This window comes from Paenibacillus sp. NN59 (genome assembly GCF_057597225.1).
On record NZ_CP199678.1, the window covers coordinates 21,399 to 35,780 of the forward strand.

Annotated in this window: 16 protein-coding genes and 1 riboswitch; of the genes, 15 read left to right on the plus strand and 1 reads right to left on the minus strand. The window is 45.1% G+C overall.

Features of this window, described 5'->3' with window-relative positions:
- The first annotated feature begins 264 nt into the window (after positions 1 to 264).
- The 8 genes from tmk to rsmI all read left to right on the plus strand — a co-directional run bounded on the left by tmk (position 265) and on the right by rsmI (position 6,135).
- Positions 265 to 912, plus strand: a complete 648-nt coding sequence (gene tmk / locus ACT89M_RS00085) for a dTMP kinase (RefSeq protein ID WP_154892099.1) — start codon at positions 265 to 267, stop codon at positions 910 to 912.
- A 62-nt stretch (positions 913 to 974) separates the two neighbouring features.
- Entirely contained in the window at positions 975 to 1,304 is a 330-nt protein-coding gene (locus tag ACT89M_RS00090; protein ID WP_047914178.1) for a cyclic-di-AMP receptor, read from the plus strand.
- A 354-nt stretch (positions 1,305 to 1,658) separates the two neighbouring features.
- On the plus strand, positions 1,659 to 2,102 hold the full coding sequence (locus tag ACT89M_RS00095; protein ID WP_090924593.1) for a YaaR family protein: 444 nt from the start codon (positions 1,659 to 1,661) through the stop codon (positions 2,100 to 2,102).
- A 9-nt stretch (positions 2,103 to 2,111) separates the two neighbouring features.
- The gene (gene holB, locus ACT89M_RS00100) at positions 2,112 to 3,083 is read left to right on the plus strand and encodes a DNA polymerase III subunit delta' (protein ID WP_090924594.1); all 972 of its coding nucleotides are present in this window, start codon (positions 2,112 to 2,114) and stop codon (positions 3,081 to 3,083) included.
- Positions 3,084 to 3,197: 114 nt separating this feature from the next.
- Positions 3,198 to 3,998: a PSP1 domain-containing protein gene (locus ACT89M_RS00105; RefSeq protein WP_090924595.1), complete on the plus strand. Its 801-nt coding sequence runs from the start codon at positions 3,198 to 3,200 to the stop codon at positions 3,996 to 3,998.
- A gap of 28 nt (positions 3,999 to 4,026) precedes the next feature.
- Positions 4,027 to 4,395, plus strand: a complete 369-nt coding sequence (locus tag ACT89M_RS00110; protein WP_090924596.1) for an initiation-control protein YabA — start codon at positions 4,027 to 4,029, stop codon at positions 4,393 to 4,395.
- Between the two features lie 75 nt (positions 4,396 to 4,470).
- Positions 4,471 to 5,250, plus strand: a complete 780-nt coding sequence (locus ACT89M_RS00115) for a tRNA1(Val) (adenine(37)-N6)-methyltransferase (RefSeq protein ID WP_154892098.1) — start codon at positions 4,471 to 4,473, stop codon at positions 5,248 to 5,250.
- Positions 5,251 to 6,135 (plus strand): 16S rRNA (cytidine(1402)-2'-O)-methyltransferase, encoded by an 885-nt coding sequence (gene rsmI / locus ACT89M_RS00120; RefSeq protein WP_154892097.1) that lies wholly within the window; start codon positions 5,251 to 5,253, stop codon positions 6,133 to 6,135.
- Positions 6,136 to 6,369: 234 nt separating this feature from the next.
- Here rsmI and ACT89M_RS00125 read toward each other — a convergent pair whose 3' ends face one another.
- Positions 6,370 to 6,624: an AbrB/MazE/SpoVT family DNA-binding domain-containing protein gene (locus tag ACT89M_RS00125; protein WP_017691383.1), complete on the minus strand. Its 255-nt coding sequence runs from the start codon at positions 6,622 to 6,624 to the stop codon at positions 6,370 to 6,372.
- Between the two features lie 328 nt (positions 6,625 to 6,952).
- On the opposite strand from ACT89M_RS00125, the gene ACT89M_RS00130 reads away from it, so the two are divergent.
- The 7 genes from ACT89M_RS00130 to veg all read left to right on the plus strand — a co-directional run bounded on the left by ACT89M_RS00130 (position 6,953) and on the right by veg (position 14,360).
- Positions 6,953 to 8,230, plus strand: a complete 1,278-nt coding sequence (locus ACT89M_RS00130; protein ID WP_154892096.1) for an HD domain-containing protein — start codon at positions 6,953 to 6,955, stop codon at positions 8,228 to 8,230.
- Positions 8,231 to 8,607: 377 nt separating this feature from the next.
- A complete protein-coding gene (locus ACT89M_RS00135; protein ID WP_154892095.1) occupies positions 8,608 to 9,375 on the plus strand; it encodes a TatD family hydrolase in 768 nt (255 codons plus the stop codon).
- A 241-nt stretch (positions 9,376 to 9,616) separates the two neighbouring features.
- Positions 9,617 to 9,870, plus strand: a riboswitch (cyclic di-AMP (ydaO/yuaA leader).
- Between the two features lie 269 nt (positions 9,871 to 10,139).
- A complete protein-coding gene (locus ACT89M_RS00140) occupies positions 10,140 to 11,324 on the plus strand; it encodes a resuscitation-promoting factor (protein ID WP_090924601.1) in 1,185 nt (394 codons plus the stop codon).
- 155 nt (positions 11,325 to 11,479) lie between these two features.
- On the plus strand, positions 11,480 to 12,025 hold the full coding sequence (gene rnmV / locus ACT89M_RS00145) for a ribonuclease M5 (protein ID WP_090924602.1): 546 nt from the start codon (positions 11,480 to 11,482) through the stop codon (positions 12,023 to 12,025).
- Between the two features lie 4 nt (positions 12,026 to 12,029).
- Complete coding sequence (rsmA, locus tag ACT89M_RS00150; RefSeq protein ID WP_373323338.1) at positions 12,030 to 12,932, plus strand: 16S rRNA (adenine(1518)-N(6)/adenine(1519)-N(6))-dimethyltransferase RsmA; 903 nt, start codon at positions 12,030 to 12,032, stop codon at positions 12,930 to 12,932.
- A gap of 57 nt (positions 12,933 to 12,989) precedes the next feature.
- Positions 12,990 to 13,886, plus strand: coding sequence for a sporulation peptidase YabG (yabG, locus tag ACT89M_RS00155; RefSeq protein WP_090924604.1), 897 nt, complete (start codon positions 12,990 to 12,992; stop codon positions 13,884 to 13,886).
- 198 nt (positions 13,887 to 14,084) lie between these two features.
- Positions 14,085 to 14,360 (plus strand): biofilm formation stimulator Veg, encoded by a 276-nt coding sequence (veg, locus tag ACT89M_RS00160; protein ID WP_154892094.1) that lies wholly within the window; start codon positions 14,085 to 14,087, stop codon positions 14,358 to 14,360.
- Positions 14,361 to 14,382 lie beyond the last annotated feature (22 nt).

Below are 14,382 nucleotides of genomic sequence, written 5' to 3' on the forward strand. Positions count from 1 at the left end.
AGCAGTGCCCTGCTTCATGACAAGGGGGGGCTTGAAACTAAGTCGTATGGTTGAAAAAGGACTAACGTTTCATGTTGGAGGAAAAGCCACCTTATAGTATGATAGAAAGAAAAACTAGCTTGGTTTATTTTTGTGTTATTAAATGCAGTTGTTTAACAAGACACCTCTGGGCGAAGGAAATCATATCTTGAAGCAAGAGGGTCTAGGCACATGCATAATAGCCATGAATGGATGCAGCAATGAATACAGAAAGCAGGGAAGCATATGCAGGGCAGAGGTAAATTCATTACGCTGGAAGGAGGAGAGGGATCGGGGAAAACAACGATGATCGGCAGGATCGGTTCGTATTTTGAAAAACGGGGTATACCCTACGTAGTCACAAGAGAGCCTGGCGGAATTGAGATTGCAGAAAAAATACGTAGTATCATCCTCGATCCTCTTCATACGGCGATGGATGCACGAACCGAAGCACTGCTCTATGCTGCGGCACGCAGTCAGCATCTGGCGGAGAAGGTAGAGCCTGCACTGGAAGCTGGCAAAACCGTGATTTGTGATCGGTTTGTAGATAGTAGCCTGGCCTATCAAGGGTATGCTCGAGGCCTCGGAATTGAGAATGTATGGGCAATCAATCGTTTTGCCATTGGAGATCTGATGCCGGACATGACACTTTATCTGGACATTGAGCCAGAACAGGGGCTTGGCCGAATTGAAGCTCATGATGGTCGTGAAGTCAATCGTCTTGATCTGGAGAACCTGGAATTCCATCGCAAAGTACGTGAAGCTTACTTCTTGCTTCAGAAACAGTTTCCGGAGCGTATCCAAGTTATTGATGCTTCACAGGCCCCGGATGAGGTAGAGAAAGCGATGATTTTGTCGCTAGAAGCCGGGATTTTGAAGGATTTTGACGAGTAATTGTCTAATATATAGACAGGGCATGTTGTTAGAAGTGCTTATTATAAAGGAGGTTATGCAGGATGAAACTGATTGTTGCGATTATACAGGATAAAGACAGCAACCGATTATCCAGCGCATTGGTCAAAGCGAATTTTCGGGCAACCAAGCTTGCCAGTACCGGTGGATTTTTGAAGGCAGGCAACACGACGTTTATGATCGGTGTCGATGATAGTCAAGTCGAATCCGTTATGAATGTCATTCGCAGCAGCTGTAAGGTTCGTGAACAGCTTGTAACTCCGGTTACACCGATGAGCGGAACGACCGACTCTTACCTGCCGCTGCCTGTTGAGGTCCAAGTTGGTGGAGCAACTGTATTTGTTCTTCCAGTAGATCGTTTCGAGCATTTCTAATCCGGTTTCGCAGATGAACTCCATGAGTGTTTTTCATTTATCGATAGCATGACTGCATCTTGCATGATGATAACGAAGGATGTAAAAGGACGTATCCGGTATGCATACGTGCCACTTATGGAGCGCCCTTCTTGATGACAAGAACCGGCACACTCTCTCCCAAAGGAGACTTTATTCCGAAATAATATGCTTCTTCTGGGAGAGGCGACTTAGAATACAATCGTAGATAAGACTATCTTTCTACCATTATATATACAGTATATCTCAACCTATAAGGTCCATCTTACGCACAGGCGCAATGCGCTCTGTGCTGATGTGCGATTGGCCTAACGATGATAGAAAGCAGGCGTGTCCATGAAAATCAATCCTGGATTCAGACCGCTACAGACTGGAATCAATACGAATGATTCAGGCTCAAAGCCGGTTCAATCCAAAAACTTCTCTGATATGATGAATCACCAGGGAGAACGTGCTTCCCAAGCAGAGCTCAACCGCCGATTAAGCGAAATCCAGCTTCAGGGTGATCGTTTGGCTCGATCCATGACGATTCGTGAACTGAAAGCATATAAACAGCTTGTCAAAAGATTTCTGGAAGAGACGGTCCGCCGTGGTGTATCTATGAAAGAGACAAGGGGTTGGGATCGCCGGGGCAGGGGTAAACGATATAAGCTTATTGATGAGATTGACTCTGCTCTGTTATCTATGGCAGATGAATTACTGGATACAGAAGAGGGGAAAATCTCTCTTTTGCAACAAGTAGGAGAAATTCGGGGAATGCTTATTAATTTAAGCTTCTGAGGAGGAAGTATGTCCTTTCAACAGATTATGGGTCAGCAGGCAGCCAAGCAATTGTTACAGAGCAGTTTGAGACGTCAGGCCATCAGTCATGCATATTTGTTTAGCGGTCCATCTGGAAGTGGGCAGTTACAGACAGCAATGGCGTTTGCCAAGGCAATCTTCTGCACAGAGCTTGAGGATGACGCTTGCGGGCAATGTCTTGAATGCCGCAAAGTAGAACATGGAAACCATCCAGACCTGACGATGCTTGCGCCGGATGGAAATAACATTAAAATAGATCAGATTCGGGATTTGCAACGCATTTTCTCTTACCGTTCAGAGGCGGGACATCCCAAAGTATATATTATAGAGCAAGCTGAGAAAATGACGGTTCAAGCGGCAAACAGCTTGTTGAAGTTTCTGGAGGAACCTCAAGTTCCGGCGGTTGGAATTCTGATTACAGATAATGGACAAGCCATGTTGCCTACCATTCGCTCACGTTCTCAGATGGTGCCGTTCAGTGCACTGAATCCGGAGGAAATGCTTCAATCGTTGATCGAGGAAGGTTATCCTGCGAATCTTGCACGGTCTGCCGTCCATTTAGCGTCAGGATTGGAAGCATGTAGAGAAATTCTCCAGCAGAATTGGTTTGCAGAAATTAGAAACGTAATGTTACAATTAGGGAAGGAGTCCCTGGGCAGAGGAAGTACATCTTTGATCTCGGCACAGCAGAAGCTTTTCAAAACAGGACTCTCGGAACACCTGGACATGCTGCTTAGTTTGTTCCATTTGTGGTTTAGGGACATGCTGTATGTTCAGTATGGTAGGCATGAACATATCGTTTTTATAGATCAGTTAGACATGCTGTCTCAGTTGGCACATACCCGCAGCACAGAGCAGTGGGTCTCCTATATGGATTTGGCCGCGGCATGCAGAAAAAAATTGCGTTTTAATGTCAATGGCCAGCTTTGTCTGGAGCAATTTTTGATCGGTTTGGCATAAGAGTGGAGGATCGCGTGAGTTCCAATCCTATGCAAACGGTTATAACTTCGGCGGGTTCCATAAGAAGTCAGGGCTTCAGACGAAGTGGGGTTGGCTTACAAGGGGGTTAATTTTTTGTACAGTGTAGTGGGTGTCCGTTTCAAAAAGGCGGGCAAAATTTATTACTTCGATCCCCTGGACCTTCCCATTGAGAAAGAAAACTGCGTGATCGTGGAAACGGCGCGAGGGGTTGAGTATGGTAAGGTTGTCGTGGGCAAGAAGGAAGTGGGCGAGGCTGATGTGGTTTTGCCGCTCAAAAAGGTTATCCGCGTTGCAGGCGATACAGATGCCCGTGTGGTGGATGAGAACAAGCGTGCAGCCAAAGAAGCATTCGGCACTTGTTTAAATAAAATCAGAGACCATGGCCTCAAAATGAAGCTGGTCGATGTAGAATTCACGTTTGATCGCAATAAAATTATTTTTTATTTTACAGCAGAGGGCAGAGTCGATTTCCGCGAGTTGGTCAAGGACCTGGCAAGCATCTTCCGGACACGAATTGAACTGAGACAGATTGGTGTTCGCGACGAAGCAAAAATGCTTGGTGGAATAGGGCCTTGCGGCCGTGTGTTGTGTTGCTCCTCTTGGCTGGGAGATTTTGAGCCTGTGTCTATCAAGATGGCTAAAGATCAGAGCCTGTCACTGAATCCGACGAAAATTTCAGGGTTGTGCGGAAGACTTATGTGCTGTCTGAAATTTGAGCATGATAATTACGAGAGCGTGAGAGAAGAGTTGCCAGCTGTAGGCAAACTGGTCGTCACCTCAATGGGTGAAGGCAAAGTTGTCGGAATTAATGCCGGTAACCGCACGGTGCATGTTCAACTGTTCGACATCAGTAAAGTCAAAGAACTTCCGCTGGATGACGTCGTTATCAAGTAAACCATAAAGGTTGCTTCGGGGTGGAAACTTGGAAAAGAAAAATCTGTTTACGCACATTCATGAAATGGAAACCCAAATGGGTCAGTTGCACGGTGATTTAGCAGAATTAAAAATGATTGTGAAAGAGTTGCTGGAAGATAATCAGCGGCTTACCATCGAAAATGAGCAGTTACGCAAACTGCTTAAGCGTGAAGCGCCAGCAGATCTGCCGATCTCATCTGCTCTTGCTCCTGTCGCAAGACCTGCGGGTCCAGCTCCAGGTGAAGATGTAGTGGGCGAGGGTTATGACAACCTGGCTCGGCTGTATCATGAAGGATTCCATATCTGCAATGTCTATTATGGACACTTGCGGACGGAAGGCGATTGTCTGTTCTGCCTGTCTTTTTTGAATAAATGAAGTGACCGTAGGGATTCCCTACGGTTTTTTTTCAAGGTTATAAACGTTTAACGTACCGGAGGATGAGAGTACCCTATGACAGACCAAGAAGTAATTTTAAAGGAATCGGAGCGGGTCGATGATCTGCTTTCTCATAATTTGCGAATTATTCAAAGTGATGAAGTGTTCAGTTTTTCTATGGATGCTGTATTGCTGGCCCGATTTGCTTCTGTGCCCAAAAGAGGACGTGTTCTGGATTTGTGCACAGGAAATGGGGTCGTGCCTATATTACTGACAACACGTACACAGGCAAGCCTGGAAGGCATTGAGATCCAGCCCAGATTGGCCGATATGGCACGCCGGAGTGTGCAGCTGAATGAATTGGGTGAGTCCATCCATATTCGTGAGGGAGATTTGCGCGAATTGGTTAAAGAAACAGGACATGCAGTATATGATGCCATTACGGTGAATCCCCCGTACATGCCGCTGAATGGAAGTGACCTCAAGATGAACACCCATCAGGCTATGGCACGTCACGAAATCGGATGTACCCTTGAGGAAGTCATCCAGGCATGCAGTCGTCTTGTGCGTAATGGTGGCAAAGTATCCATGGTTCATAGACCGCAACGCCTAGGTGAGATCATATCATTAATGCGCGAATACAAGCTGGAACCCAAACGTATTCGTATGGTGCACCCGCGTGCTCATCTGGAAGCGAACATGGTGTTAATTGAAGCGATGAAAGATGGCAAGCCGGAGGTACGCATGTTGCCGCCACTTATTGTTTACAATGAACAGGGAAGCTACTGTGATGAGATTATGGAGATCTACTATGGTCAGCAGGATGTTGAACGCTCGAAGGAAGGAGGAAACTAGATGTCTTTACAAGTGCAGAAAAGCTTTAATGAGCAGGCCGAACATGCAGGTAAGTTATATCTGGTTGGGACACCGATTGGAAACCTGGAGGATATGACCTTCCGGGCCATCAAGACGTTACAGGCCTGCGATATTATTGCCGCTGAAGATACTCGTCAGACGCGAAAGTTGCTCACTCATTTTGAGATTACACCTTCAATGTTGTTCAGCTATCATGAGCACAATAAGGGGGCAAGTGGCCCTGAACTGATACGCTATATAATAGAAGGAAAAAATTTGGCACTGGTAAGCGATGCCGGTTTACCGGCTATTTCTGACCCAGGTTCTGATCTGGTAAAGCTTGCAATTGAAGCCGGAATTACGGTCATACCGATTCCTGGTCCGAATGCAGCATTATCTGCACTGATCGTATCCGGATTACCTACGGAAAGGTTTACCTTTGGTGGTTTTTTGCCACGAGAGAAAAAGGACATACGTAAGGTGCTGGAAGCTTTCAATGAGTCCAATGGTACGTTGCTTTTCTATGAGTCCCCTCACCGGATTCGTAAAACGTTAATGCATCTGGAGGAAATTTTGGGCGAACGTTCCATTGTACTGGCTCGTGAGTTGACCAAACGGCATGAGGAATTTGTTAGAGGTAGTCTGAAGGAATGCATAGAGTGGCTCGAAGAGCACCCGCCTCTAGGTGAATATTGTTTGTTGGTTGAAGGAATCAGGGAAGAGGAACGTAAGGCTGAACGGGAAGCTTGGTGGCAGGTTTTGTCGCTGGAAGAACACGTGGAACACTATGAAAATGAAGGAAACAGTCGTAAAGATGCGATGAAAAAAACAGCAGTAGATCGAGGTTTGGCAAAACGGGACGTATATAATGCGTTAATTGGGTAGTCTAAAATTTTGAAAATACCAAATTTAGTTGTAATTACCTTAAAGAGAGATTAAAACCAAGCTTAATATAACCTTAAAATGTAAAAAGAGCAGCACACCAAAATGTGAAAGATATGTGTCTGCTCTTAAAGTTAGAAAAAAACCTTCCAAGGTGATATTACACCAGGAAGGCGATAAGGAAATATAAAAAGGTTAGAATTAACGATTTGAATAATTCCAGTATACTTGTTTTTCTTATTTTGCTACAGGTGCAGGGATTTCAGAAATACATTCGTTACAAACGATTTTACCTTTGAAGTAAGTTACGTTCTCAGCGTTACCACAGAAGATACAAGCTGGCTCGTATTTTTTGAGCATGATGCGCTCACCATCAACGTAGATTTCCAAAGCATCTTTTTCGCCAATACCGAGTGTACGACGCAATTCGATTGGAATAACTACCCGTCCCAGTTCATCCACTTTTCTTACAATACCTGTTGATTTCATCATTATAATCAGTGCTCCTCTCAGCTAACTATCATTGTCATTATTCGACATTATTTTATGTTTTATGATACCCATCATACCAACGATTCCCAAAACAGTCAACCTTAAAATTAGCTTAAAATAAAGGGTGTTTTTCTTAAGTTTGCTGGTGGTAAGGGATTGAAAGCAATTTTTCGTATTTAAACACTCATGTCAGCTTTGTCGATTTGGAAAACGACAAAAGTGCTTTATTCGACAAAATTCGTCATTACATGTCGAATTGTTGGTGAAAATTGAAGCTGGACGCGCTATTCTTTATGGCAAGAGAACAATTTATAAGGAGTGAATCGAAATGGAACATCGTTTGACGGAAGAAAAAGTATTTAAAGATCCGGTACATAATTATATTCATGTGCAAGAACCGATTATATGGCAATTGATCAATACACCTGAATTTCAGAGGCTACGCCGCATTCGTCAATTAGGGACATCTTATCTTACTTTTCACGGGGCAGAGCACAGTCGGTTCTCCCATTCGTTAGGTGTATACGAAATTACCCGAAAAATCATCTCTCAGTTTGAACGTAGCCACTATTCGGACTGGCCCAAGGAAGAAAAGCTGGTGACGTTGTGCGCCGCCTTACTTCATGATCTCGGACATGGACCATTCTCTCATTCAATTGAAGAGGCTTTTGACATGAATCATGAGGATTGGACATGCCGCATTATCAAGGGTGATACCGAAGTAGGGGCGATTCTAAGACGGTATGCTCCTGATTTTGATGAAAAAGTGGCTTCCGTTATCCAGAAGACGTATGATAAACCGATTGTCGTGAACCTGGTAACCAGTCCGCTTGATGCAGACCGAATGGATTACTTGCTCAGGGATGCCTACTTTACAGGAGTTAATTATGGCACGATCGACTTGGATCGTATTCTGCGCATGCTGCGTCCATTTCATGGACGAATTGTAGTTAAAGAGTCTGGTATGCATGCTGTGGAAGACTATCTGATGTCACGATACCAGATGTATTGGCAGATTTACTTCCATCCTGTGACGCGTAGCTCCGAGATTATATTGCGACAAATCTTTAAGCGGGCAAAAGAACTTGTGAAGCAAGGCTTTCCATACCGTTTCATGGTAGAGCCACTGCCCAAACTGTTTGAAGGAGAAATTTCAGTTCATGAATATCTGCAGCTTGATGAATCGTTAATTCAAACAGCCTTTATGCAGTGGCGTAAGGAGGACGATTCTGTTCTAAGCGAGTTGTGCGAACGTTTTATGGATCGCAGGTTATATAAGTATGTGGAACTTGAACAGATCGACTTGGACATCATTGAAGAGATTCGGGAAGCATTTGTACAAGCAGGATTGAATCCCGAGTACGATCTTGAAATTGATTTTCCGACGGATAATCCGTATGATGTGTTTCGTCCAGATCAATCCACAGATAAGCAAATTCTTCTGCTCGATCGGCAGGACAAGTTGCATGAGCTGTCAGAAGTTTCTGATATTGTTCGTTCCATCAGTGGACTTCATCTGGGCAAACATCATCTGTACTATCCGCAAAACAAGGTGGATGCCATCCTTCATGAATTACCGTCCCATATACGCCCCTATTTTCTATAAGCTTGAGTCGATGCAGCAGGGTGAAACATTTTGATATCAAAAGACTTTCTAAGAGAGCTATTTTACATGATACAGTAATCTGCTTTAATGGGGAGGATGTGTAGATCGACATAATTTTGTAATTCGAGTGAGTAATTATACAGTTTCTAACGCCTTTTCTTGCAAGATGTTGATTTGACTTTTTATTTTCCTTCTATATATAGTAGCTTGAGTGCTAAAACTGAAAATACTGAAATTGATGCTTGTCCCAATCATTTAATGATGCAAAAAAATAAATTTGAAATTCAAACGCAAGAATTCCTGTACAAGAATAAGAGGAGTTCCCATGAAAAAATCATCGGCATTTGACTTTCGACATGAAGGGAGAACGAGAAAGCATGTTATTCGACACACATACTCATCTGGATGCACCACAATTCGACGAAGACCGAGAGGACATGATTAAACGGGCCGTTCAGGCCGGAGTTACTCGCATGATTAATATCGGCTTTAATCGGGAGACGATTCCAACAACGATCAAACTGGCCGAAACGTATGATTTTATCCACGCAGCTGTAGGCTGGCACCCGGTGGATGCCATTACGATGCAAGAGGGAGATCTCGAATGGATTGCATCATTGTGCAAACATGAGAAAGTGGTAGCAATTGGCGAAATCGGTCTAGACTATCATTGGGACACTTCCCCTAAGGAGGTACAGCACCGCGTATTACGACAACAAATTGCATTGGCACGTGAATTGAGTATGCCTATCGTCATCCATAATCGGGATGCTCATGAGGACATTGTGCGTATTTTACGTGAGGAGAAGGCTGGTGAGGTTGGAGGTGTGATGCATTCTTTCTCTGGTAGCTGGGAAACGGCGAAAATGTGTCTGGATTTAGGGTTCCATCTGTCCTTCGGAGGACCGGTCACTTTCAAAAATGCCAAGCAACCGAAAGAGGTGCTCGCCAAGGTTCCGATGGATCGATTTTTCTTAGAAACGGACTCCCCGTATCTTACACCGCATCCTTATCGTGGAAAACGAAATGAGACAGCGCATGTACGTCTGGTTGCTGAAGTAGCTGCGGAAATTAAAGGCATTTCGGTAGAGGAAATTGCTGCAATTACCACCAAAAATGCCATGGAACGATTTGGGATTCGATAAGAAAACGAGTAAATCGGGTGAAAAAGGGAGATACAGAGAGGTAATTTGCTCTTTGTTTCGAATAATTGCAGAATATTACAATATTTTAACCAAATATTTAGAAAAACGTACTTGATCCGTGCTTTACAACATGCATCAAAACAGGATATCATCTTTTCAGTGAATTGTTGCGCGGAAAATTGGACAGATGTTCGGGGGATGAACAAAGGGACACTTTCCGATGAGACAACATTACTTTCATGAATCAATCTCGCTGAGTCTCCGTTAACGGAGAGCGGGGGAACCAATAGGGCTTAAACATCGGTGATTCTAGCCGGTGCGCATCGTTCGCTGACCCAAAAGCAGCGGAATGTTCTGCGAAGCCGTATTTGATTTCTTCTTTGGGTCTCGGGGTGAATTCAAGGGCGTCCGCCATGAGCGGGTGACCTAAGATAGGGCGGCTCTCTTTCGCCCGAACCCGACAGCTAACCTCGCAAGCGGAAAAAGAGAGGCAACCTCGTGCATGAATTTCCGATATTCAAAATCATTCGGAAGCCACGAAAGGGTCTCTTACACTCTTTCTTTGGCTTTTTTTGTTTTGAATAAAAGAAATATTGTCATCATACGGTATGTATTCAGGAGGATGACATCATGTTGCGAAGAGGGGTTCATGGTGCAGAACCGGTCATTATCTCTGATCTGTGTTCTGTAGAAAAATTGTTATAGTCGCGTCAAAGACATCATGCATTACTTTAGACGGCGAGGCTATGAAGGAGGACGGAGAAGTGGGCATATTCCAACCAGAAGAGACCCATGAGTCACGATCATCCAGTAAGTCTTTCGCGTTGCGGTGGAAGCATGAGAACTTGCGTCAAATGGCATTGATCGCGATATTCTCAATTGCGCTTGCAATCATGATCTTGTTAGTCGTTTACGGTCAGGCCGGGAAGCAGGTTTCACTGGTTATTGACGGCAAAGCTCAAGTGGTAGAGACTCGTACAGGAATGCTTCAGGAAATGCTGGAGGAGCAGTCAATCACAGTCAGCCCTCACGACAAGGTATCCATGCCCATGAATGGGGCGATTACAGACGGAGACCGAATCGTTATTGAGCGGGCCGTTCCAGTTAAAATCACGGCAGACGGAGACACCAAGACTCTTTATACAACCGATTCATCGGTACAGGGTGTAATTCAGCAATCAGGTATTCAAGTTGAAGATCATGATAAAGTGTATCCAGCGCTCGGAACCGCAATTAAAGCGGATATGAAGATTCGTGTAGTGCGTGTAACAAAGCATACAGTGGATGTGAAACAACCGATTGCTTACAAGGTTGTGAAAACGGCAGACCCAAGTTTGTTCCAAGGAGATAACCGTGTTGTAGTGAAAGGCAAGGAAGGCACAATTGTGCAACATATCGAAAAGGTATTTCAAGATGGAGAACTCGTCTCCAAAAAAGTGGTAGGTAAAACGGTTGCCACCAATCGTGTAGATAAAGTGATTGCGGTAGGTACGAAAGCTAAACCGGTTGTGAAGGAACCTGAGGTTCAATTGGTATCTGCCAAAACTTCGACGACCAAAAAAGCTGTAACAACGAACTCGAAGAAAACATCTGCCTCGGGCAGCAAGGTGATTACGGTCTCCGGGAATTCTTTTAAATACTCTAAAGTTTTGAAAAATGTATCGATGACAGCCTACTCTTCTGAAGAGCCGGGTATTGGTACAAAAACAGCTTCCGGTACTCGTGTAACGGAGGGGCGCACCATTGCAGTTGATCCCAAGGTCATTCCAATCGGCTGGTGGGTATACATTGAGGGCCTCGGCTTCCGTCGTGCGGAAGATACAGGCGGCGCTATTAAAGGCAACAAAATTGACGTTTATTATGACAGTGTGAAGCACGCCCTGAATTTCGGACGTAAAAAAGGCAAAACGGTCTATGTGATTGGTCCAGTTAAGCCGGAAGCGAACTAAAATCGTTTTACTTTGAAATGGGAATGCTATAAAATAGTTGCATGAATGATTCATGCGGAATATGCGGCGGAGGGGTCTGAATTCAGTCTCCTCCGCCGTTTGGCAGAGAAGAGGATATTCCTCTTCTTTTTGCGTTAGAAAGGAAGAAAAGGAACATGATAAAAGAAGTGATTGTTGTGGAGGGTCGTGACGACACGGTAGCGATTCGTCGGGCGGTCGAAGCGGATACGATTGAAACCGGAGGCTCTGCCATTAATCAGCGTATTCTGAAGCGAATTGCACTTGCTCAAGAGAGACGTGGCGTCATTATCCTGACGGATCCGGATCATGCGGGAGAGCGTATCCGTAAAATTATTGCCAATAAGGTTCCTGGTTGCAAACATGCGTTCATTCCAGAGGCGGATGCAACGCGCAAAGGAGATATCGGAGTAGAGAATGCTTCACCGGAAGCTATTCGTCATGCACTTGCTCGCGTACACACATCCTATGAGGGCGCACCTAGTCTAATCGATTGGGAGGACCTCATTGAAGCAGGATTGATCATACACCCGCAAGCAGCCGCACGACGTATGGAGATGGGTAATCTGCTTGGTATCGGGTATTGTAACGGCAAGCAGTTCCATAAACGGCTGAGTGTATTTCAGATTACAAGAGAAGAGTTCTCCACTGCATTAGCGCAAATCGAACGTGAAGGAATGTGAGCATATGAAGGATATGGAGCAAACCATTGAAATAGCAACACCCAAACGTACCAAAGAAATTATTCAAAAGCATGGATTCTCTTTCAAAAAAAGTCTGGGTCAGAACTTCTTGATCGATCAAAATATTTTGAACAAAATCGTAGGCGCGGCTGATTTGGACGAGTCCAAGGGAGCGCTGGAGATTGGTCCGGGTATCGGAGCACTTACAGAGCGTCTTGCGCGTATAGCGGGTCCTGTTACAGCGGTTGAGATTGACCAGCGCCTGTTACCGATTCTTGGAGAAGTGATGGAACCATACCCTAACGTGCGCGTTCACCATGGAGATGTACTCAAGCTGGATTTGGCAGAACTATTTGCCACGGACTTTGCCTCCGTTGATAAGGTAAGTGTAGTAGCGAACTTGCCCTATTATGTAACGACTCCGATCATGATGAAGCTTTTGGAGGAAAAGTTGCCAGTGGATAGCATTGTGGTCATGATACAGAAGGAAGTAGCCGAACGCATGGCGGCTGCACCAGGTTCCAAAGATTATGGTAGCCTAAGCATCGCCGTGCAGTATTACAGTATGCCCGAACTGGTCTGTGTGGTGCCGCCTACTGTATTTATCCCACAGCCTAATGTAGAGTCGGCGGTAATTAAACTGAAGGTGCGTGAGCACCCACCAGTACAGGTTCCGAACGAAGCACACTATTTCGAGGTGGTACAGGCTTCTTTTGCCCAGCGGAGAAAAACAATCTCCAATAATCTCAAAGCTCGTTTCTTCACCAAGGAGAACAGAGAACAGGCAGACATCCTGTTAGAGCAGGCAGGTATTCAACCTTCACGGCGTGGTGAGACATTGAGTCTACAGGAGTATGCAACCCTTAGCACCGTAATGTGGGAAGCTGGGGTTCGCGGCGAGCTTTAATTTCAATGAACCAATCCGGGTCTCTGCCCATACGATGGGGTAGAGGTGATAATGGTGATGAATATCGGAGACTTGGTCGTTCGGAAGTCATACGGCGGCGATGTGACTTTCCGGGTAGAAGGACTCCAGTCGGACGCTGCGGTCATTAAAGGGACTGAGTTCCGGTTGCTGGCAGACTCCCCGGTGAACGATTTGATACAGGTTCCTTATGAACCACAGAGCGCTAAGACACGCCAGGCACATATTAAAGCTCATCAGACGCTCTCACGCTTGCAGCAGAATCGCATGGAGCAGGCTGAGCGTAATCGGGAAGGCCTGATGCAAGAATGGACTGCACAGCAAGAACCCGCCTATTTTGAAATGCCAGGTAAGGTACTGCATTTGGATGGCGACCCGAATTATCTGAAGAAAAGTATGAATCTGTATGAACAGCTTCGTGTTCCTGCAGAAGGGCAGTATGTACATGAGTCAGCGATGGCTGATACGTTATATCGTCTGCTACCCAAAGTTCGTCCGGATATCGTTGTGATCACGGGTCATGATGGTGTGTTAAAGACACGCCAGCCCTATGACCTCTACAGTCTGGGGAGCTATAAGAATTCGCAAAACTTTGTCTCGGCTATTCAAGTTGCAAGGCAATACGAGCGTCATCTGGATGCGCTGACGATTATTGCAGGAGCATGCCAGTCTCACTTTGAAGCACTGCTGCGTGCGGGTGCGAACTTTGCTAGTTCGCCAGGGCGAATTCTCATTCATGCACTTGATCCGGTCTACGTGGCTGCTAAGGCTTCCTTCACGTCTGTTCGTGATACCTTGAACATGAATGATATACTGCATAACACGATTAGCGGCATTCAAGGTGTAGGCGGTGTGGAAACGAAGGGAAGTTACCGGGTAGGATTGCCGGGACTTAATGATCTGTCTACGCTAAAAGTGAATCCATCCGCAGTATGATTTATTCATGTGGCAGTACAATAATGAAGTCATGTGAAGTTCACATTGCGATTCGAAAAAGGCCCTGAAAAGGGCTTTTTTATTTTGCGAAAAAATTCATTGACAACGACTTTTTAGTGCTGATATAATATTTAGCTTTGATTTGACAATGACTGTAAAATACAGTATAATGGACAAGAAAAGAGGTGGACGTCCACAATGGCTAAAAATACGCTGTTGGATATCAAACGCAATCTCGATGCACATATTGGTCAGAAAATCACGCTGCGGGCTAATGGTGGCCGCCGTAAGACGATTGAGCGTACGGGTGTATTGGAAGAAACGTACCCTTCTGTTTTTATTGTAAAGCTTGATGAGGAACAAGAAACCTTCAAGCGAGTATCATACAGCTATGCGGATATACTTACGGAGTCTGTGGAAGTCATGGTCTTTGAGCCGGGCAGTGAGACTAGCTCTTACAACATGGAAACGTAAGCATTGGTTTACGGGCGATTCA